General features: G+C 57.7%; 17 protein-coding genes and 1 pseudogene. 8 read left to right on the forward strand and 10 right to left on the reverse strand.

The features are described 5' to 3' along the window. The first annotated feature begins 153 nt into the window (after positions 1-153). Both CKO11_RS16600 and CKO11_RS16605 read left to right on the forward strand, forming a co-directional pair. A complete protein-coding gene (locus tag CKO11_RS16600) occupies positions 154-1,113 on the forward strand; it encodes an AAA family ATPase (RefSeq protein WP_223641305.1) in 960 nt (319 codons plus the stop codon). A 14-nt stretch (positions 1,114-1,127) separates the two neighbouring features. After that, positions 1,128-1,526 carry a hypothetical protein gene (locus CKO11_RS16605; protein ID WP_223641307.1) on the forward strand — a complete coding sequence of 133 codons (399 nt, stop codon included), beginning with the start codon at positions 1,128-1,130 and terminating at the stop codon, positions 1,524-1,526. Between the two features lie 145 nt (positions 1,527-1,671). Here CKO11_RS16605 and CKO11_RS16610 read toward each other — a convergent pair whose 3' ends face one another. Both CKO11_RS16610 and CKO11_RS16615 read right to left on the reverse strand, forming a co-directional pair. Next, positions 1,672-2,580, reverse strand: a complete 909-nt coding sequence (locus CKO11_RS16610; protein WP_317851823.1) for a phage protease — start codon at positions 2,578-2,580, stop codon at positions 1,672-1,674. 103 nt (positions 2,581-2,683) lie between these two features. Next, positions 2,684-2,854 (reverse strand): DUF6900 domain-containing protein, encoded by a 171-nt coding sequence (locus CKO11_RS16615; RefSeq protein ID WP_223641309.1) that lies wholly within the window; start codon positions 2,852-2,854, stop codon positions 2,684-2,686. 162 nt (positions 2,855-3,016) lie between these two features. Between CKO11_RS16615 and CKO11_RS16620 the strand changes: the two are divergent. From CKO11_RS16620 to CKO11_RS17595, 5 genes and pseudogenes are all read left to right on the forward strand, one after another. Continuing rightward, positions 3,017-3,730 (forward strand): annotated as a pseudogene (locus CKO11_RS16620) (DNA adenine methylase); the annotation flags it as partial. A gap of 330 nt (positions 3,731-4,060) precedes the next feature. Further along, a complete protein-coding gene (locus tag CKO11_RS16625; RefSeq protein ID WP_223641311.1) occupies positions 4,061-4,747 on the forward strand; it encodes a helix-turn-helix transcriptional regulator in 687 nt (228 codons plus the stop codon). Between the two features lie 2 nt (positions 4,748-4,749). Continuing rightward, positions 4,750-5,223 carry a YbjQ family protein gene (locus CKO11_RS16630; protein ID WP_223641313.1) on the forward strand — a complete coding sequence of 158 codons (474 nt, stop codon included), beginning with the start codon at positions 4,750-4,752 and terminating at the stop codon, positions 5,221-5,223. Between the two features lie 504 nt (positions 5,224-5,727). Continuing rightward, complete coding sequence (locus tag CKO11_RS16635; RefSeq protein ID WP_317851825.1) at positions 5,728-6,471, forward strand: tyrosine-type recombinase/integrase; 744 nt, start codon at positions 5,728-5,730, stop codon at positions 6,469-6,471. Beyond that, positions 6,465-6,671: a hypothetical protein gene (locus tag CKO11_RS17595; protein ID WP_317851826.1), complete on the forward strand. Its 207-nt coding sequence runs from the start codon at positions 6,465-6,467 to the stop codon at positions 6,669-6,671. Before CKO11_RS16635 ends, CKO11_RS17595 begins: the two co-directional genes overlap by 7 nt. Positions 6,672-6,683: 12 nt before the next feature. Here CKO11_RS17595 and CKO11_RS16640 read toward each other — a convergent pair whose 3' ends face one another. From CKO11_RS16640 to CKO11_RS16675, 8 genes are all read right to left on the reverse strand, one after another. Beyond that, positions 6,684-7,793, reverse strand: a complete 1,110-nt coding sequence (locus tag CKO11_RS16640) for a Fic family protein (RefSeq protein WP_223641315.1) — start codon at positions 7,791-7,793, stop codon at positions 6,684-6,686. A 110-nt stretch (positions 7,794-7,903) separates the two neighbouring features. Continuing rightward, complete coding sequence (locus CKO11_RS16645) at positions 7,904-8,518, reverse strand: hypothetical protein (protein WP_223641318.1); 615 nt, start codon at positions 8,516-8,518, stop codon at positions 7,904-7,906. Positions 8,519-8,550: 32 nt separating this feature from the next. After that, the gene (locus tag CKO11_RS16650; protein WP_223641320.1) at positions 8,551-9,510 is read right to left on the reverse strand and encodes a restriction endonuclease; all 960 of its coding nucleotides are present in this window, start codon (positions 9,508-9,510) and stop codon (positions 8,551-8,553) included. Positions 9,511-9,579: 69 nt separating this feature from the next. Beyond that, positions 9,580-12,543: a type I restriction endonuclease subunit R gene (locus CKO11_RS16655; protein ID WP_223641322.1), complete on the reverse strand. Its 2,964-nt coding sequence runs from the start codon at positions 12,541-12,543 to the stop codon at positions 9,580-9,582. Next, positions 12,544-12,948: a hypothetical protein gene (locus CKO11_RS16660; protein WP_223641324.1), complete on the reverse strand. Its 405-nt coding sequence runs from the start codon at positions 12,946-12,948 to the stop codon at positions 12,544-12,546. It abuts the gene before it with no gap. Further along, a complete protein-coding gene (locus CKO11_RS16665) occupies positions 12,945-14,147 on the reverse strand; it encodes a restriction endonuclease subunit S (RefSeq protein ID WP_223641326.1) in 1,203 nt (400 codons plus the stop codon). Before CKO11_RS16665 ends, CKO11_RS16660 begins: the two co-directional genes overlap by 4 nt. Continuing rightward, a complete protein-coding gene (locus tag CKO11_RS16670) occupies positions 14,144-15,049 on the reverse strand; it encodes an Abi family protein (RefSeq protein WP_223641328.1) in 906 nt (301 codons plus the stop codon). Before CKO11_RS16670 ends, CKO11_RS16665 begins: the two co-directional genes overlap by 4 nt. A 145-nt stretch (positions 15,050-15,194) precedes the next feature. Beyond that, entirely contained in the window at positions 15,195-17,216 is a 2,022-nt protein-coding gene (locus tag CKO11_RS16675) for a class I SAM-dependent DNA methyltransferase (RefSeq protein WP_223641330.1), read from the reverse strand. Between the two features lie 765 nt (positions 17,217-17,981). Between CKO11_RS16675 and CKO11_RS16680 the strand changes: the two genes are divergently transcribed. Then, positions 17,982-18,587, forward strand: coding sequence for a hypothetical protein (locus CKO11_RS16680; protein ID WP_223641332.1), 606 nt, complete (start codon positions 17,982-17,984; stop codon positions 18,585-18,587). The last annotated feature ends 192 nt before the right edge of the window (positions 18,588-18,779 follow it).

The raw sequence follows: 18,779 nt of genomic DNA on the forward strand, positions 1-18,779 counted from the left end.
CAGAAGCGCGCCGAGCGCTTGAGCAATCTGAGGGCTCCGCGCTCGGCGCGCTTGCCCAACCTGAACCCGACCACTATCAACCCCAAGGACTCTCGTTATGACTGAGGGACGACCGGGGGGCAGGTCAAGTCTCTTGACTTTATTCTCAGAGACTTGAGAAAACGTCGTCTCGATGCATTCGAGAGACAGCAGCGCCTCGAAATCGATGAGATTGCATCGAACTGTGCCGTCACAGCTTCGGAAAAAAGCGATCAGAAGAAGATCACGATCTACAACGCTCCGCCTTCCGCATCAATTCTTGATAAAGATGAACGCGGACGCAGCGAAATCAGGAAACGTCTGTCGATCAAATATCGTGTTTTGGGTTGGACGGATCGTCACGAGATCGACGAAGTGTTCTCCGAGCTCTACACCGCCGCCCCTTGGCTGTCGGAGCCTATTCAGTGGCTGTGGGAAAATCAGCTACTAAATCTTGATGGCAAATGGAGGCAAGTCGGTTTTCCGCCGCTGTTACTTGTTGGCCCTCCGGGCTGCGGAAAAACTCATCTTGCACATATGCTCGGCGATATTGTCGGTCTCAAGACGGCTCGGATCGACATGTCCGCTCGAAGCGCTGCGTTCGACATCGCCGGTATCGAGTATGCGTGGCGCTCTTCAGCGCCCGGAATCCCGGTTCGGACTCTTTGCGGCAGCGATCACGCAAACCCGCTGATCGTGCTTGATGAGATCGACAAGGCGGGGACGTCGAATATCGGCGGAGATCCTGTCGAGTCGCTCCTGCCGCTTCTTCAGCGCGATATGGCGCGTGATTTCGTGTGCCCCTTCCTGCAAGGCACTATTGATCTCTCGTGGTTATCATGGATCGCGACGGCAAACAATTTAGACAGAGTTCCGGCTCCGATCCGCGACAGAATGAAAATCTTCAAGGTTGAGGCACCGCGCGGCGAAGGGCTTCGGAAAGTCGTAGCTGCAAGTCTCAGACCGGTCGGAGCTGATGATGCCGTTATCGAAGAGGTCTGCGTCCTGATCGAGTCTGGAGCGATGAGCTTGCGTGCGCTCGGGCGATTGAAAGACGAATTCACGGCGATCTCACGCCGACCAATCCTGCATTGATGAAGGGTGAAGCTATGAAATTTCTTATCAAAATCACATATCTTGCGGCGAGCTTGGCCGCACCAATTTGCGCGCTCGGCGCGTATACGAACTGGTCAGCGCTGCATGGCGGGCCGATCGAGCATGCGGGCTGGTCTGTTTTGATGCTCATCTGCTGCGCGTGCAGCACAGCCATCATCTTCTCGTTTCGAGAGGTGCAGCAGAGCGCGGCGGCCGTTCTTGGTATCGCTGCTATGTCCGTTACGTTCGCCGGACTTTTCGTGTACTTCGCACCTTTGACTTTCATGTTCATCGCTGGAACTCTGCTCGGCGGCGCGTCGCTTGAGATGATCAGCTTTGAGTTTGTTTGCGGCTTGCTATCGCTTTTTGTGATTGTCGGCGGCTGGACGGGCGGCTTCGGACTGCTCGAATGACGCACACAGCACACATTAAGTCGTATAATGTAAGCTGTGTGAGACAAAAAGCTGAATTCAGCTATCGATGTAAATTATGCGATACAAAAGGCCCCTCCTTCGAAGGGGCCTTTTTCATTGCTGGCTGATGTCAACCGAACCGCCTCTATCGGCGCAAGGCGTGATGCCTCATCCGCCAGCGAGGCCGAACGACTGGGCGTTGCCGGAAAGCCAAACACGGCAAAACAGCGATTTTGGCCGAATTTTTCAACACTATCCGCCCGTTGCGAAGGCGACGGGTCTGACCAACGTGTCCGGCCCTGACCGGCCTGGCGGGCATGGGTTCATGCGGCTGTGTGGCTTCCCCGAAGCGGTCGGTCACCGCAGATATCGCCCGAACGCGCAAGGGTGCCTTGCCAGCTTTCGCCGCGGCGACAATGTCTTCGGGCTTTGCCGAACTTACGCCAAGCGCCACGCCGATCTCGGTCAGGCTCGATTGAAGCGCGGTTTCATTCGCGCTGGGGGTCTTCAGATCGCCGATTGCGCCGAGGATCTGATCCTCACCCGCGTCATCGGACAGGCCAAGCGCCTTGGCCACAGCCGCAAAGGACATGGTGGTCTCCTGGTGGAGCGCGGTTAGCCCGCGCAGGTTGGGTTTGTTGGTGAGTGAAGCCCGTGCAATGCCGATGATCCGCTTGGTGCCGTCATGCACGACGGCCGGGCTGATCCCGAGATAGGCCCGGTCGGACATCAGTGCCCGGCCTGCCTCGGTCCAATCGACACGCCCCCAGATGCCATCGGCCCGCGCCTGCAGTTCGGTGATGTAGCCTCGCGCGGGCGAAGGCTCGCCGCGCGGTCCCGCAAGGTCGATGGCGTGGTTTTCGTCGATGGGAAGTTTTGCGCCCTGACCGAGCGAGGCGACAACGCTTTGCGGATCAAGCCGATAGGGCCCGCGCCGATCCTGCGTCATTATCTCTGCCCCGGCCGGGATCAGGTGGATCCAGTCCGGCACCTCTCCCTGATGGGGCAGAGGCTGGCTTTGCATAAGGGCAATATGGGTGTTTGGGGTGCTCATGGTGCGACAATCGCAAGTCGCGCGCCATGATTTCAGCCACAACGGTGTGTGGAGACGCAGCCGTGGGCCGCAAGGTTATCCTGCGCGAGATCACGCAGGATGGTCAAGGGGCCGTGGCTGCGCGTTTTCCCGCTTCAAAGGCACGCTCCAGCGCAGCTTTCAGTGCCCAAACCGAAACGTCGTGAAAATCCAGGGCGTCTGCACGACGTGTTTCGAGGGTCTCGATGTCGAGCGTCTCTTGGGCGATTTGCTCCAGCATCCGGTCGGGGGTCATACCGTTCTCCTTACGTTTATGGACAGATGGAGCACCACGGCGGCTTTTGAAGTCCCTGCGAATTGCTCTCTTTAGGCGTTTCGCGCAAGGTTCTTGCTCCTCGCGTTTCCTCGTGACCGCAATGTTTGTTCATGCTATGTTCTGCCCCATAAGAGGACCATCATGAACATTGAACCTATCTCTCCGGTCGCCCCTTGGTTGGGCGGCAAGCGCAACTTGGCCAAGCGCCTTTGTGCGATGATCGACGCAACCGACTGCACCACCTATTGCGAGCCTTTTGTCGGCATGGGCGGGGTATTCTTGCGCCGCACACGACGCCCGAAAGCCGAGGTGATCAATGACCGCGGGCGGGATGTGTCGAATCTGTTCCGGATTCTGCAACGCCACTACCCCCAGTTCCTCGAAGTGCTGCGCTTCCAGCTCACCACGCGCGCTGAGTTCAACCGCTTGGTCGAGACCAATCCCGAAACACTGACGGACCTCGAACGTGCAGCGCGGTTTCTTTACCTCCAGCGCACCGCTTTTGGGGGCAAGGTCAGCGGCCGCAATTTTGGCGTCGCCAAAGACCGCCCCGGGCGCTTTAACCTGATGACGCTGGAACCCATGCTTGAAGATCTCCACACCCGCCTGGCCGGCGTGGTGATCGAGTGCCTGGATTGGTCAGAATTCGTTCCACGTTACGATGGCGCGGGGACGCTGTTCTATCTCGATCCACCCTATTGGGGCTGCGAGGCGGATTACGGCAAGGCTATGTTTTCGCGTGATGATTTCGCCCGATTGGCCGAAGTGTTGCGCGGCCTTAAAGGGCAATTCATCCTGTCGATCAATGACGTGCCCGAAATCCGCGACCTCTTTGCTTGGGCGAAGATCGAGGAGACGAAGGTCATCAGGGGAACGGTCAGCCATGTTGCCGGTGTAGCTTTTGCGCAGGACATTGCTGACGAGCCCCGCAGAATAGCCCAGCCGCTCAGCCGCTTTGCGCTGGGTGCCCGCGTCACATTGGCGGGCCAGTTCTGCAATCCAGTCGGGCAGCGGTGTGCCCCAAGCCTTCTCGGCGGTATCGGTGATCCGCCAAGGTCATTAGGTCTTTGGGCTGCATCGTTGCCTCATTATTTGGCTATTGCCCAACACCATAAGTAGGATATTGCCCAATTGTCAACGGAAGAAAAGTTGGGCATTATCCCAACTCCATTTCCCGGGGGATCAATGGCGTTCGCCGATGTCATCCTAAGCAGACTTGATGAGCTCGACCTGAATGTGAATCAGGCCGAGGCTAGAGCTGGCTTGCCTCAAGGCTACATACGGGGTGTGATACGCAATGATGAAAAACGGGCAGTCCCCAACCTCGAAAAAGCTGCGCGAATCTGTGAGGCCTTGGGCCTAGAGTTTTACTTCGGCCCACCGCGTGACCACACAGCGGTTGATGTTGTTCCCCCTGAAGATGATGATTTTGCCAAGGTGCCAATCCACGAGGCAACACTTGCTGCCGGCGCAGGGTCAGTGAACGGGAGCGAAGAGATCGTGGGAACGCTCGCCTTCCGAACCGATTGGCTGAAGAAACTTGGGGTTGCAGCATCAAAGGCGCGAGTGGCGCGCGTGCACGGTGACAGCATGGCGCCCACTTTGTGCGATGGCGACATGATCCTCATTGATACCTCGAAAACCGACGTGCCGTCGAGATCGAAAGCATCTAGGCGCAAAGCCACACCAATCTATGCTTTTGTCGAGGACGGCGTTGCGCGTGTGAAACGTATTGAGTTGGTCGATACTGATTTCTACGCGGTATTGTCCGACAATCCAGAATTCCCTACCGAATTCAAACGCAAATCGGCGGTCAATCAGATGAAGATAATCGGCAAAGTTCTTTGGTGGGGACACACCAGTAAGGAGTAAAAATGCCAGTTTGTACGCGATGCGGAACGGAAATCGGCTTTTTTGGTACTGTTGTAGATGGCAAGTGCATTAAATGCTTGGAGGCGATTGAGCGGGGCGCCCCTGAGACGCTTGAAGACAAGCAAGTTATCGATGAGCGTTTGGCGCGCATAATCCTGACCACCGAAGCCTCGCACAATCTACCAGTCGCGGAGCGAGTCGGCGTTCTTACCTCGGAATACGTCGTCGGCATTAACATCTTCCGCGATATCGCCGCCGCTTTCCGAGATGCATTTGGAGGCCGCAGTGAGACCATGCAGCGTGGCTTGCGAGAGGCTAAAGAGGCCGCACTCGAAGATCTGCGCGCCCAAGCCGTCGACCTCGGCGCAGAGGCCGTCGTGGCCATCGATCTAGATTATTCTGAGATCTCCGGGGGCGGCAAAAGCATGCTCTTCTTGGTCGCCAGCGGCACAGCTGTAAAGCTCGAAAAGGCCTGAGCTATGCGCCGCATGCATAGCTCGCGCAACTCAGCCCGCTAAAGCGCGTGCCGGGTATTTTTGTCGTTTTGTGCCGGGTATTTTTGACGCGCTACAGGATTAGCAGTGAGTGCCTCGATTATGAAAAACCTCTGCAGATCGGGCGCTTTGCCTTTCTTGGCGTGACCGAGCAGTAAAAGCCCCGCCGATCTGGCGGGCTTCTTCTCATTCTGCAGCGACGCTGCCGAAGCGGGGTTCACCGCATTTCTGGATTACCGTTTGGTAACGAGGCTGCACCCCAAAGTGCCGACAACCGCAATCTCACGATTGAGAAAGTTTAACAATTTCAAGGGGTTGTGGCGGAGACGAAGTCCGCCAGAATGCGCTTTCACGCGGCTTCATGCGCGGTCACGAGCACCAAAACCTCATTGATTAGAAAGAAAAATCCCGCGTCAGCACTTGTATGCGGTTTCAGCGAGTCGTATCCAATTGCACACTTTATGTTGGTAAGGATGTTGGGAACAAATGCCGAAGAAAGCCAAGGAACTTTCTGCTATCGAAGTGAAGCGGCTGTCTAATCCCGGCTTTCATGCCGTCGGCGGTGTGCCGGGCCTACACCTTAGCATCAATGCGGGGGCGGGCAAGTCTTGGATCTTGCGCGCGATGGTGCGGGGCAAGCGACGCGATATCGGCCTCGGTGGCTTCCCTGATATCTCTCTCGCAAACGCCCGCGAAACCGCCCGCGCGATGCGCACGAAGATCGCAGAGGGGATCGACCCAATCGAGGAGCGCGCGCAAGAACGGCAGCGTATCGCCGCAGAAAGCAAGCGTGGCCTAACCATGGCCGAGGCGATTGAGCAGTTTCTTACCAGCGGTAAGCTCGATGCGCTAACTAACCCCAAGCACCGAGCACAGTGGCGTGCGACACTCGAAACCTATGTCGTTCCGATCATTGGCGCGAAGCCTGTGGTCGAAATAGACGTGGCCGACGTCAAATCAGTGCTCGACCCGATTTGGAAAGACAAGCATGAGACGGCGCGCCGTGTGCGTTCAAGGATTGAGAGCGTTCTTTCGTGGGCGACGGTCAACGGGTTGCGAAGCGGCGAAAACCCAGCGCGCTGGAAAGACAACCTCAAGGAACTCATGCCCGATGTCAGCAAAGCGGTCGTGAGGGGTCATCATCCAGCGTTGCGAGTCGCGGATGTGACCAGTTGGTTTACTGCCCTGAAAACAAGAGAAGGGCTATTGGCTGGTTCGATCCGGTGCTGAAGCGGCCTGCTGTTCCCCACGGGCTGCGCTCAACGTTCCGCGATTGGGTTGCCGAAAAAACCGATTACCCGAGCGACATGGCCGAAGTTGCACTCGCGCATAAGGTTGGCACAGCCGTCGAGCGTGCATACCGGCGCGGCGACATGCTCGCGAAACGCAAGCAGATGATGACCGATTGGGCCAAGTTCATCGGTGCCTGAGAGCGCGAGCGACTACCCCCTCCCATCTTCACCCGATGCCATGAGAAACAGCCGGACGAGATCGGTGTTGACGTAGTAGTTGCGCTTCCCAGAAGGGAACTTTTTGAGAAATCCGTCCTCAGGTGCCGCGAGAGCATCAAGGTAGCGCGCTGCGGTCTGTCGCGTCACCCCCAGATCGCGCTGCACAAACTCGATCCTAGTATAAGGGTGGCGAAACAGGTTGTTCAGCAGATCCTGACTGTAGATCTTCGGCCAATCGGTGCGCATCCGATGTTTGACGCTGCGCATCTGCTCACCGATGCCCTCGACAAGGTGGAGCGTCGTAAGCGCGGTTTCGGCGACCGCATCGAGCATGAAGATCACCCAGTCTTCCCAGGCACCGTCATCGCGAACTGCTTGGAGCCGACGGTAGTATTCCGATTTGTTGCGCGTGATGTGGCGCGACAGATAAAGGATCGGGATGTCGAGCAGCCCTGTGCGGGTCAGATAGAGCACGTTCAGGATGCGCCCGATCCGTCCATTGCCGTCGGGAAAGGGGTGGATGCTCTCGAACTGATGGTGGATCAGCGCCATCTTGATGAGCGGATCGAGATCACAGATCGCGTCATCGTTCACGAACCGCTCAAGGGCGGTCATCAAGGTGACAATCTCGTTTGCGTCCTGCGGTGGCACGAAAACGATTTCGCCCGTGCTTTCGTTCTTCAACGCCGTGCCGGGTGTCACACGAAAGCCGTCATTGCGCCCTTTAAGCAGACGAAAGAGGTCGATCAGCGTCGAATTCGGGATCAGTCCACCGGTCTCATGCATGCGCCGATGACCGAAGTGGAGCGCATCGCGATACAGCGCCACTTCCTTTGCGGCGGGTGAAATCGGGTCTTCGGGAAAGATGTCCGCCTGAAAGAGTTCATCCTGCGTCGTGACGATGTTTTCGATCTCGGAGGACGCGCGAGCTTCCTGAAGCGCCAGTGTGTCGATCAGGATGCCTTGGTTCGGGATCGTTCGCGCCTGCCCCTTAAGATCTGCCAGTGCCCGCGATGCGCGCGCGAGCGCTTTCAACACCGGAACCGTCTCGATCACGGCATCAGGCGGCAGCGGTGGAAGAGCGTAGGTCGGCTGTAACATGAGGCTCTCGTCATGTTCGAAAAATCGGATTTTCTTAACATGACACGGAGGTCATGTTCGCGAAAGGGGTGTTTCGATAACATGAGGAGGGCTGCTTCGACGCGCCCCCTTTACCGCGCGATCCGCAACTTCACCCGTGCGATCTTGCCCAACCTCACGCAGACGAAATCAAGCCGAATGTGGCGCGCCCCTTGTTCGGACTCGTGAACAACGATGCTCGGCGCATCCTGGAAGTCGGCAAGACGAATGTTGCCTTGCCTCAGCCTTGACTTGCCGATGAGGACACGCACCCGGTAGCCGGTCATCTGGTTACGAAGCACGAGCAGGTAGTTGCGCCCCCGATCTTCGATGTCGTCGAGGTCATAGATCTTGAGCAACGCGCCGGATTTGTCGCGAAACACGCGCGACCGACCTGACGGGGCACGCTTGACCCTGACCGAGCGCTGATCGTCGTCTATGCATCCATGCTTAGGCCACGGCCAGCCGACATCGTCGAACAAGACCCGTCCACCGTGACGGCTTTGATAGAAATACACCCGCGCCCCGCACACCGGGCAGTAGGCGTTCGGATCAATATAGCAGTCGTGTGTCCAGCCGTGACGCGGAACTGGCTCGGTGACGCGTTCCAAGCCGTCACAAAGCCCACCGCCGATGTGAAGCGGTCGAAGCACGCCATCGACATAGCGAAACTCAATCTCGCCGCCGCACTTGTCACAGATTGCCACCTCTGACGCCTTCCCTCGCTCGCCGCTTCACCTCACCCTTCCGCAAAATAGTCCTCATCGACCGAGTTGATCGTGTAGGTGCTCCGGGCACGCACGCCGACACCATACTGGATCATCAGACCCGCGAGCTGCTGACCGTTGATGAGCCGGATGCGGTGTTGCACCTTCTCGACGTAAAGCACTGCATCGCGTGAGAAATCGGAGGTGGTCACGAACACCCCCTTCGTCGCGCCTTCGCCTGTCAGCGAGCCGACAAAGCGCTGAAGATCGGGGCGCCCCACCTTGTAGCTCTGCTCGTAACGCTTCGCTTGAATGTAGACCGCATCGAGACCCAGCGCATCCTCGTCGATCACGCCGTCGATCCCACCGTCACCCGTAGCGCGCGTCAAACGACCGTTCCCTAGGTCGCCGCCACCGTAGCCCATCGCCGCGAGCAAATCGAGGATCAGCCGTTCGAACCGGATTGGGTCCATCGACTGCATAAGCGCGAGCAAATCGTCGCGCAGGGCGGCATTCATCACCTTGTGCGCAGCCGCCATAGCGTCTTCGGGCGTCAAGCCCGCCTCTAAGCTACGAGGAATCGGGGACGTGATCTGGTGGGTTTTAGAATGATCAAGCGGCAACTCCGGCGATGCCGATGGCTCTGAGGTCGCGCGGGTGCGCCATTCGCGAAACCCTTCGAAACTGTCGAGAAATGCGTTGTCGATGCGGTCCGGGTTCGAAGCTAATACCTCGCGGCCCTTGTCGGTGATGACGTGCAGATTGCGCTTGGGGCTTTCCAGCAATCCAGCTTTCGACAGATAGGTGCGCGCCCAATGGGCGCGGCTTTGCAGCACGGTAACGCGTCCACTGGGCAGAAGCTCCGCCGCCTCGTCATCGGAGATGTCGTATTCTTCCTTGAGCCGAGGCACGCATTCCGCCACGTTCTTTGCCCCCGCCGCGAAGAGCTTGAGCACCGGTAGCATGAAGGTCTCATAGTCAGGAATTGGCATCACGCGCCTCCTATATCTCCAGTGCGGGCAGTCCTTTTGAGATTTGCACCGTTCGCGCGGGCATATCTGCTACGCCTCCCGCGCCTGCCGTTGCGCGCGCTTGAAAAAGTGGCGCGTCGCCTGTTCGCGAGCGTCCTTGTCGGTCATCACGATGTTGCGCATTTCGTTGTCTTGCTGGAACATCTTCACCATGCCCTGAAAGAATGCCTGCGAGAACGCGGTGTAGACGACATCGGCTGGGTTATTGCGGATCATTTCGGTCATGTCGTCATTCATGACTTCGCGCTGCACCCGCTCAAAGCGCAAGAAATCCTCGCGCGAAAACTGCGTGCCGTGGCGCTCGTTGAACGCGTTGATGATTTCGGAAAGCGACTTTTCCTCTTCCTCGGTGTAGGCGTTTGCACCGAACTCGGTGATCGGCTGCAAGGTCGTCGCATCGCCCGCCGCCAGCGAGGCGCTGCCCTCTTCACCTTTTTGCAGCTTGAACGCCGCGAGGTTCAGCATGTCATCAGAAATGGTGATGTCGGCGGGCACATCGCGCGAAGGCAGCAGCCGCGAAAGCCACGAACTGTAGGCGTAGAGCTTTTCAAGCCAAGCATCGTTGAGGGAAACGACCTGCGCCACGAAGGCGTAAAAGCGCTGAAAGCTCTTTAAAAGCTGGCGAAACTCCTCCTGCTGTGCCTCATCTTCGTCGAGCACAAATCGCTCCACGGCCAACCGCACGGTGCCCTCAAGAACAAGGCGGTCTTGCTCCGTCAGATCGCCCTTAAAGAACTGATCAGCGAACCGCTCCACTTCAGCTTTGTTGATGTAGGTCGAAGTCGAGATCCGCTGCTCAAGATCGTAGACTTGGTTGAGGTCGGTGCGCTCTTCCAGTGCCGTCGCTTCAAAGAAGGGGGCAAAGGCTTCTTTGATCTCTTCCATCGTGTTTTGGAAATCGAGCACATAGGTGCGGTTTTTTCCCGCGCGGGTGCGGTTCAACCGGGCAAGTGTCTGCACCGCTTGGAGCCCCGCTAGCTTCTTGTCCACATACATCGCGACAAGCTTGGGCTGATCGAAGCCCGTTTGATATTTCTCGGCAACGACGAGCACTTGGTATTCATCGGTATCGAACTTCTTCGGTAGTTCGGTTTCCGCAAAGCCATTCGCCGTGGCTTCGGTCCAGACATTGCCTTCGACCGTCAGATCGCCCGAAAACGCAACGAGGGCCTTGAGGTCGGTGTAACCCTTGGCCGCGATATATTCGTTCAGGCGCTGCCAGTAGCGCAAAGCGTGTTCGCGGCTCTGCGTGACGATCATCGCCTTCGCCTTGCCGTCCAACTCCCGCGCGACGTGCCGCCGGAAGTGCTCGACGATCACCTCGACCTTCTGGTCAATCGCGGTGGGATGCAGCGATGCATAGCGCGCCACCCGCGACTTCGCCCGACGCCCCTTGAAGGCCGGATCATCCTCGATCGTCTTTTCGAGCTGATAGTAGGCCTTGTAGGTCATGTAGTTCTGGAGCACGTCCAGAATGAACCCTTCCTCGATTGCTTGGCGCATCGAATAAAGGTGGAACGGGTGTGGCTTGCCATCCACGCCGAGCCGCCCGAACCGCTCTAGCGTCACATTGCGCGGCGTAGCGGTGAAGGCGAGGAACGAGATGTTCTTTTGCGGCCCGTGCGCCTTTTGGAAGGCGAGCACCAAATCCTCAATATCTTCGGAACTGTTCGCGTCGCGGGTCAGCGCGTCGGTCATCGCCTGCGCGGCTTTGCCTGATTGCGAGGAATGCGCCTCGTCGATGATCACCGCGAAATTCCGCCCCGCTTGGCCCGAAATTGTTGCCAGATGCTCGGTGCCGAACTTCTGGATCGTGGTGATGATAATCCGCGCGCCGTTGACGATCGCCTCTTTCAGATCGCGCGAGGTGCCGTCGATCTTCTTCACCACGCCTTCGGTTTGCGCGAAACCGCCAATCGTGTTTTGCAGCTGCCGGTCCAGCACCAGCCGGTCGGTGACGATGATCGCGGTGTCGAACAGCGGCTTGTCGTGCGCGTCGTGCAGGTTGATGATTTGATGCGCGGTCCAAGCAATCGTGTTTGATTTGCCCGAGCCCGCACTGTGCTGGATCAGGTAATTCAGCCCCGCGCCCTTGGCCGTTGCATCCGCAAGCACCTTGCGCACCGCATCAAGCTGCTGAAAGCGCGGGAAGATCAGCACTTCCTTGCCGTCGCCGCGCTCCAGATGGATGAACCGACCAATGAGATCGAGCAGCACCTCGCGCGAGAACACCGCCTTGCCCTCGGGCAGATCTTTGTAAAGGTAGGCGACCCGGTTTTCGCCGGGCACATCGGGGTTGCCCGCGCCGCCATCGCGGCCCCGGTTGAAGGGCAAAAACCGCGTCTTGCCGTTCATTAGCCGCGTTGTCATCGAGACATTGTCTTGATCGAGCGCGAAATGCACGATTGCGCCGCGCTTGAAGGTCAACAGCGGTTCCCCGGCGGGGGCGCGATCTTTGCGGTATTGCGTTTCGGCGTGTTTGACGTTCTGCCCGGTCAGCAGGTTTTTCACCTCAAGCGTGGCGACCGGGATGCCATTCACAAAGGTCACAAGGTCCAGCGCATTGCGGTTCTTGGCCGAATAGAACACCTGCCGCATCACCGAAAGGATGTTCGCCTCATAGGCGCGGGTGAGGTCTGGGTTCAGGTTCGAGGCGGGCTTAAAGAAACACAGTGTGAACCGGATGTTCGGCACCAGCTTCAGCCCCTCGCGCAGCACCACATGGGTGGGGGCATCGCGCAGCGCCTTTTCGAGCCGCTTGAGCACCTCTGCCTCGGCCTGTGCGCTGTAATGGTCTTCCAGCACCTGCCATTGCTCGGGCTGGGTGGTTTTGAGGAAACGAAACAGCAATTCCGGGTCGAGCGCATGGGGCACGCTGTAATGCGCCCCGCAATCGCGCTCGAGATACCCCTGATCCGCCACCAGCCGCGCGACGATATGCGCCTCGAAGACCTTTTCGCGGTGAATGTCGGCAGTGGTGAGGGTGTCAGTCATTTAGCTACCAATCGACTTTGTGAAGCCGCCAAGCAAACCGCCGAAGAAATCGCCAATGCCCGCATAGTTAATACTCCCGCTCGCGACCTCTTTCACCGCATGCCCAACACGAACCTTTCCTTCTTGTGCGATGAATGTTTGATCAAGAATGGAAAACCCTTTCGACGTTATCATGGGATTCTGAAGCACACAGGGGCCAACTATTGGCTGTGCCTTGCCTTCACATCTGATAATCCCTTCTTCGATTAACCATGTGCAACATCCATTGTATATTGGCAAATGATCCGATGGCAGATCCAGATCGGTAAAACATAGGCGAGTGCCGTGTTGAAGGCCGCGATCAAGCAAGCACTCCAAAATTTTCGAAATCACGAGTTCAGACTTCTGCAGATTCGTATTTGTCACGCGTCCATCTCCTCTTGCAGCGCATCGAGGCGCCGGTCAGTTGCGCCGGAGCGGGTGGCGGCTTTCACGTCGATCTGCCCGGTAACCGCTGCGGTGATCAGGGCGGCGCGGTATTCTTTCAGACGCTCGATGGAAGCGTTTGCAGGTTCGATGACCGCCTTCAGCGCTGCTTCCGCCTTTTCGATTTTCGCACCGATTTCATACGCTTGATCAAGCGGCGGCACGGCGATGCGATACCGATACAGATCCTCGACTCTAAAAGATGCTTGCATATGGTCTGGTATAAGTTGCCGCTCCTTACGAAACAGGGCGCGCATTTGGTAGAGGTAAAACTTCAGTGGAATCTGATGTCGCGGAATGATGATCATGCAGTTTTGCGATAGAGAGAACTTTCCTTGCAAGTGACGTAAGTCCATCGCTTTCGCGCCAACACTGGTTGCAAACAGAACGCCGGTTTCACCGAAGTCATAGTCGTAGGAATCTATTCGCCCCATGACTCCTTCGTTGGCAGTTTGACCACTATAAACGGGATAATTCCCTTCGTTCGCGCCGCAATATTCCTTGGTGTATTTTTGCGCGTCTTTGCCCTTTGATGCGTAGAAGTGCCAGATAAGTTTCTCAATACGCCAATAATTCGGTATTGCCCCCAACCAGTCTATGCCGCTGTCGAATTTATCTTCTTGGGATCGTTTGCCGGTGCTCAGTTGAGCCGCGGTCGCTTCGTATTTCTCCCCCAGCAACGCCACCAAGCGCTGCTTTTTCTCGATCAGCAGGTCGATCCTTGCGGTCTCGCGGTCCAGAAAATCGGCGATCTGGCGTTGGGTCTCGAGGTCGGGTGTTCCTAATCTTCTATTGTGTGCATCGTTGCGATCTAGACCCGGAACGGCTGAATCCTTTGACTGTTCGTCAAGCCGCAGATGCTGCAAGGCATAGTATGCAAAACGAAGGTTTCCAGAGCAGTGACGCTCATCCACGAAATATGCGGTGTCTATGCAAAAACCGCCATCCAATGCCCAGGTTACTTTTCCGAATGATCCTTTTCTGCCGATTATGATCGCCGGCGCACTTGTGTTCGTTGCAGAATGAACGCCCACTTCTCCGTTTGAACCATATACTTTGCAAAGACCTTCCTCGCGCGCTTCAGCCGCGAGGGCAGAGCCATACTGAAGTCGCACCAAGTGCTTCAAACGAGGCGTCATGCGAATACCTTCCACATCGCGCGCCCCTGCCAGTCTGCCGGGAAGCCCATTGCCACCGGGTTCGCCACCTCGGCCTGTGTGATCAGATCGACCAACCGCCCGCGCCAACCGCTTTCTGGTGCGACCACGTCCAGCAGGTGATCCAGCATCACCAGCGTGTTGTGCAGGTTGCGGTCATCCGCCCCCTTCATCGCAACCGCCAGCCGTGCCGGGAACCTCGGCACGCTCATCTTGATGGTGAAGCGGCGGTTCCACAGCCTGCCGTGATGGGCGCAGATGTTGCGCACATGGCTCATGTGGTGGGCAAAGGAGGTTAGCACCTGTTCGTCAATGCCAAAGGGTTTTGCGATTGCCTTCCGGTCTTGGCGCAGTTTCAGGTCGCTGATGAATTTCGACAGCAGCCCAAAGGACATCAGCTCCGCCGCCATCCAGATTGGCGGCAGGGCAGGGGCACTGTATTTCGCGCGGTAATGGTCTGCAAAGGTGTCGCGCGAGCGGGCGAATTCCTTCGTCAACTCAGAGACAGCCTTCGCATGGCGGGCAACATCTTGATAGTGCTGTTGCTCCAAATACCCATGCGCGCCGTAGGCCATTGCCATGTGATGCGCCCAGGTCGCGCGAATGGCGACCTCGACCCGCTCGACCGCGTCCATCACCAAAAGCCGCAATTGCCGATCAAAGATATAGAGCGCCAGAACATCTTCGAACCGCGTTCCGGCGTGGAACATGTGATCCCCATCGCCGCGCTGCGTCTCAAATGGCAGCCAGTAGGCCCGCAGACGGTAGTAGGAAACATAGGTCAGATAGTGGCGTGCGCGCGCCTCATCCTCGATGACAAGCCCACGTTTGCGTAGGAGCGTGATCTGATCATCAATGGAGGTCGCGGGTTTGGTGAACTGCATCACGCCCCCCCAAAAACAAGTAACCCGCCGGGGTGCGCAGTGCAAAGCGTGAGCTTTGCCCGAGGCGTGGCGGGTCTTGTTGAGGGAAGAAATAGGCCGAGGTTCCTAATGAAGCAAGAAGAAACGGGGCGCTGCGATGAAAAATTCATGCCACCACCTCCTGCAACAGCCCGGCGATTTCGGCTTCAAGCGCTTTCAATTCGGCGTCGATTTCGGCCAACGGACGGGGCGGGACGTATTTGTAGAAGTAGCGGTTGAAGTTGATTTCATAGCCCACCCGCCCGGTGCGGCAGTCTTTGGCATCGGTGTAGCTTTCATCAACCCAAGCATCGGGCACAAAGGGCGTGACTTCGCGCGCGACATAGCTGCGCCAGTCCTCTCCCAAGGGCACCAGTTCATGATCGCGCAACTCGGTGTCGGGCTCGGGCGCACCACGCGCATCGGTGCAGGTTTCGGCCTCTTCATCGCGCGCGCCAAGCGCCGTAAGAATTGCCTTTTTCACCGGCGCACCCAGCTTGACGCCCGCCGCCTTCATCGCGCCGTTCAGCGCCTTTTCAAACGCGGTGCGGCTCATCCAGCGTTGCCCCTCGGGCAGCGACGCAAGCGCGCGCAGGATGGCGCATTGTTCCCCGTCCTCAAGCTTGGCAAAGGGTTTGGCCGCGCGCAGGGCGTCGAGCGCCTCGGGCGTTACCGCGAAGGCAAGCTTTAGCGGGCGTTCAACCCGGATTTCGCGATAGCCAAAATCAGTGGTGTCGAAGATTTTCGAGACATCGGCCCAATTCGAATTGCCGTTGAGCATGTCGTGATAAATGCGCGCGATCTCTTCAGTGGCTTCGGGCGGGATTTCGCGGCGCTTGGAGCCGAGCGACTTGCGCATCGACTTCCAAAACCGCTCGCCACTCGCGTCGATCAGTTGCACCTTACCGCGCCGGGCGGGCTCTTTGCGGTTGGTCAGAAGCCAGACATAGGTCTGGATGCCGGTGTTGTAAAAGAGGTCGGTGGGCAGCGCGATGATCGCCTCGACCCAATCCTTTTCTAACATCCAGCGGCGGATTTCGCTTTCACCAGACCCGGCCCCACCGGTGAAAAGAGGCGAGCCGTTCATGACAATACCGATGCGCGAGCCTTGCTCGTCATTGCGCATTTTCGAAATCATGTGCTGCAAGAACAAAAGCTGCCCGTCCGAGATGCGCGGCAGGCCCGCCCCGAAGCGCCCGCTGGTGCCGTCATCCTCGGCCTCTGCGCGGATCGCGTCAGCGTATTTTTTCCAATCCACCCCATAGGGCGGGTTTGACAGCATGTAATGGAAGCGTTTGCCCCGGTGCGCATCTTGCGTAAGCGTGTTGCCGAAGGCGATGTTTTCTGGGTTGTGCCCGGTCACCAGCATGTCGGATTTGCAGATCGCGAAAGATTCGGGGTTCAGTTCCTGACCGAACAACTCGACCCGGATGCGCGGGTTGAGCGCCTTCATCTCCATCTCAGCGATTGAGAGCATACCGCCCGTGCCCGCTGCAGGGTCGTAAATTTGCCGGATCACCCCCGAGCCCGTGAGCGCTTCGCGGTCGTTGACAAGCAACAGCGAGACGATCAGGCGGATCACCTCGCGTGGGGTATAGTGTTCCCCGGCGGTTTCGTTCGAAATCTCCGAGAAGCGGCGGATCAGGTCTTCGAACAGATACCCCATTTCGATGTTGGAGATGCTGTCAGGGTGCAGGTCGATTTGGGTGAAGCGATCAAAGACGAGGTAAAGCAGCCCGGCGTCGTTGAGGCGCTTGAGCTGATCAGTGAACAGGAACTTGTCGAGGAAGATGTCGCGGACATTGCCTGAGAATTTGGTGACGTAGTCGATCAGGTTCTTGTGGATATCCTTGGCATCTTGCCCTTTCAGCGATGCGAAGGTGAAGCGCGACAGGTTGTAAAGCTGGATATTCTGCCCAACGACGCCCGAAAGGAGCGTATCGCGCGCCTCGTCATCCATATCGGCAGGCAGCGAGGCCGCCATATCGAGCACGGCTTGCTTGGTTCCCTCAAGGATGCAGTCGAGGCGGCGGAGCACCACGAAGGGCAGGATGACCTTGCCATATTCTGATTGCTTGAAATCACCGCGCAGCAGTTCCGCGATGGACCAAACGAAGCTGCCCAGGCTTTTAATGTCGTTGTTGCTCATGAAACCCTCGAAACTTGCCGCTAAAATGGGCCGTGGGCTGGCGCTGCGCAACAGGAATTGCCTGCACGCCACCGCAGTAGCATCGTCCTGAGGCAGAAGCACTCGATCCAGCTTGAAGGTGATAACACTGACGGTGCTTGGAGTTTCGATGGCCCTAGCCGCGATTTCGTTTGATCTTGCCCTTGATCCGAAGCCCTAAAGCGCCGTTAGGGCCTCCAAACGAAAACCGGCACTATGGCATCGAAATTCTGGCACCTGCTTTTCGCGCGCAAAAACCGAAACTAGTGCATTATCCGCAGCCGTCGATCCCGCTTCGCTGCCTTTCCCTGCGGGCACGTTTTCCACTTTGAAGCTTCGATCTGTGCCGTAGGATTCTACCCGGCAATGCAGATTGCAAAGTCAACACCGAAGTCGCGCGGGTCTCGATACGACCAAAATCGCCATGGCACCTTCGCGGACATCGGTCCCGGTGCAGGCGGCGGCTCATGTGCTAAACGTGCTAAACGGCTAAACGACCCGGACACGCTGTCATGTCGCTGGGTGTCTGCTGATGTGTCGCGTGAAAATCATGGTCTCAGGCGTGGCGGTGATTTGCCCGATCTTCAGCAGTCGATTGGGCGATCCCGCTTGGCGACCTGATCATGGCTGTGTATCCGTCATGCGGTGCCCTAATGCTGGCGCGTAGAATTATACCATAAGCGCGCAAGCCGTGGCTGCGCTCGTAGAATTCTATGGGGCGGTGTGAACAATATTTCGAAGACAACGATGAAGCCGAAACGCGATAACGACTACTTCCTGAAACGCCTGAAAGACGAGCACCCGCAGATCTACACCGACTACCTCGCCGGCAAGTTCAAGAATCCCACCGAAGCGTTTAAGGTTGCTGGACTGGTCAAATCAAAGACCCCACTCCAAAAATTGGAAAATGCGTGGAAAGACGCGAGCGACGCGGAGCGAGCTGCCTTCAAAGCGATGATCGGCTGCACGACTCCCGCAGGCGCGCCTACAGCGCCCTCTGTGCCGGGGGTAGGATTGATGGCCGGAAGCCCCTCATTGCCGCCAGCGACTCGCCCAGTGAGTCCTGTAGCGCATCTGGGGTCGGAAGGGGTAAGTGCCGTTGTGGCTCCTACTGCGCACATAGGCCTGCCCCGCCATCTTCAGCCCGGGCGCGGTCAACTCACAGCGAGCGAGGAGGCGGATGTGCGCGAAATCATGGACCGGCGCAAAATCAAGATCGGCGGTATCATGAAGGAAATCGGCATGAACCCGCTCGACGCGTCCTTGGGCTATGCGTTGCGCCGAAAAACCTCACTGTCCGCTGACTTGCTCGACCGGCTACGCCCCTGGATCGCCAAACATCGAAAGCCCTGACCGTCACGACAAGATTGATCCCCTTCGGCGATCAATCCCGCTTTGCTGGCATTCCCTATGCGCGCTGACCTGCCCCCCGGAAGTTCCCTCAATCTGATGTAGAGTCTGCCCAACCTGAAGGAGCAGACGAATGCGAAAGAGCCGTTTCACCGAGGCACAGATTATCGGGATGATCAAAGAGCAGGAGGCCGG

The sequence above is a fragment of the Rhodobacter sp. TJ_12 genome, assembly GCF_020023995.1.
GTDB lineage: Bacteria > Pseudomonadota > Alphaproteobacteria > Rhodobacterales > Rhodobacteraceae > Rhodobacter.

Coding starts and splice junctions, on each gene's coding strand:
- CKO11_RS16605 (WP_223641307.1), top strand. CDS start 1,128: ATGAAATTTCTTATCAAAATCACATATCTTGCGGCGAGCTTGGCCGCA.
- CKO11_RS16610 (WP_317851823.1), bottom strand. CDS start 2,580: ATGAGCACCCCAAACACCCATATTGCCCTTATGCAAAGCCAGCCTCTG.
- CKO11_RS16615 (WP_223641309.1), bottom strand. CDS start 2,854: ATGACCCCCGACCGGATGCTGGAGCAAATCGCCCAAGAGACGCTCGAC.
- CKO11_RS16625 (WP_223641311.1), top strand. CDS start 4,061: ATGGCGTTCGCCGATGTCATCCTAAGCAGACTTGATGAGCTCGACCTG.
- CKO11_RS16630 (WP_223641313.1), top strand. CDS start 4,750: ATGCCAGTTTGTACGCGATGCGGAACGGAAATCGGCTTTTTTGGTACT.
- CKO11_RS16635 (WP_317851825.1), top strand. CDS start 5,728: ATGCCGAAGAAAGCCAAGGAACTTTCTGCTATCGAAGTGAAGCGGCTG.
- CKO11_RS16640 (WP_223641315.1), bottom strand. CDS start 7,793: ATGTTACAGCCGACCTACGCTCTTCCACCGCTGCCGCCTGATGCCGTG.
- CKO11_RS16650 (WP_223641320.1), bottom strand. CDS start 9,510: ATGCCAATTCCTGACTATGAGACCTTCATGCTACCGGTGCTCAAGCTC.
- CKO11_RS16655 (WP_223641322.1), bottom strand. CDS start 12,543: ATGACTGACACCCTCACCACTGCCGACATTCACCGCGAAAAGGTCTTC.
- CKO11_RS16665 (WP_223641326.1), bottom strand. CDS start 14,147: ATGACGCCTCGTTTGAAGCACTTGGTGCGACTTCAGTATGGCTCTGCC.
- CKO11_RS16670 (WP_223641328.1), bottom strand. CDS start 15,049: ATGCAGTTCACCAAACCCGCGACCTCCATTGATGATCAGATCACGCTC.
- CKO11_RS16675 (WP_223641330.1), bottom strand. CDS start 17,216: ATGAGCAACAACGACATTAAAAGCCTGGGCAGCTTCGTTTGGTCCATC.
- CKO11_RS16680 (WP_223641332.1), top strand. CDS start 17,982: ATGAAGCCGAAACGCGATAACGACTACTTCCTGAAACGCCTGAAAGAC.